Here is a 944-nt window from a genome sequence, read left to right on the forward strand (position 1 = left end):
GCCCGACCCGCCCGCCGAAGCCGTGCTGGACGCCGTCCGCGGGCGGACCCGGGCCGACGCGGCCACCCTGCTGTACGGACCCGCGCCGGCCGACGACGCGGAACTGCTCCGGCTCGCCGGGGACCTGGACGCACTGGAGGAGGAGGTGGGCACGTGAGACCGCCCCACCGGGCCACGCAGGAACGACCGACGGGGGAGAACCCATGACACAGGCACGGGACGCGCTGATCGCGCTGCGCTCCGAGATCGGCAAGGTGATCGTCGGCAACGACGCGACGGTCACCGGACTGATCCTGGCGATGCTGTGCCGGGGGCACGTGCTGGTCGAGGGAGTGCCGGGCGTGGCGAAGACGCTCCTCGTGCGCACCGCGGCCGCCGCGCTCGACCTGCGCACCGCGCGTGTGCAGTTCACCCCGGACCTGATGCCGGGCGACGTCACCGGGTCACTGGTGTACGACACCACCACCGGGCGGTTCTCCTTCCGCGAGGGCCCGGTGTTCACCGACCTCCTGCTGGCCGACGAGATCAACCGGACGCCGCCGAAGACGCAGGCGGCGCTGCTGGAGGCGATGCAGGAACGGCAGGTGTCGGTGGAGGGCGACGCCCGGCCGTTGCCGGACGAGTTCCTGGTCGTGGCCACCCAGAACCCGGTGGAGTACGAGGGCACCTACCCACTGCCGGAGGCCCAGCTGGACCGTTTCCTGCTCAAGCTGATCGTGCCGACGCCGTCGCGCGAGGACGAGATCGGGGTGCTCGGCCGGCACGCGCAGGGCTTCGATCCCGATGACCTCGCCGCCGCGGGGGTGCGGCCGGTGGCGGGGCCGGAACACCTGCGGCAGGCCCGTGCCGAGGTCGGTGCGGTGACCGTGGCGCCGGAGGTGCTCGGGTACGTGGTGGACCTGTGCCGGGCCACCCGCGAGGCGCCCGGCGTGCGGCTCGGCGTC

At 73.7% G+C, this 944-nt stretch carries 1 protein-coding gene; it reads left to right on the forward strand.

Translation table 11 applies throughout. From position 1 onward, the window contains the following. Nucleotides 1-203: 203 nt before the first annotated feature. Nucleotides 204-944: AAA family ATPase (locus SACPADRAFT_RS0209655; protein WP_007027771.1), on the forward strand; the 741-nt coding region annotated here is incomplete at its 3' end.

The organism is Saccharomonospora iraqiensis subsp. paurometabolica YIM 90007 (genome assembly GCF_000231035.2).
Lineage (GTDB): Bacteria > Actinomycetota > Actinomycetes > Mycobacteriales > Pseudonocardiaceae > Saccharomonospora > Saccharomonospora paurometabolica.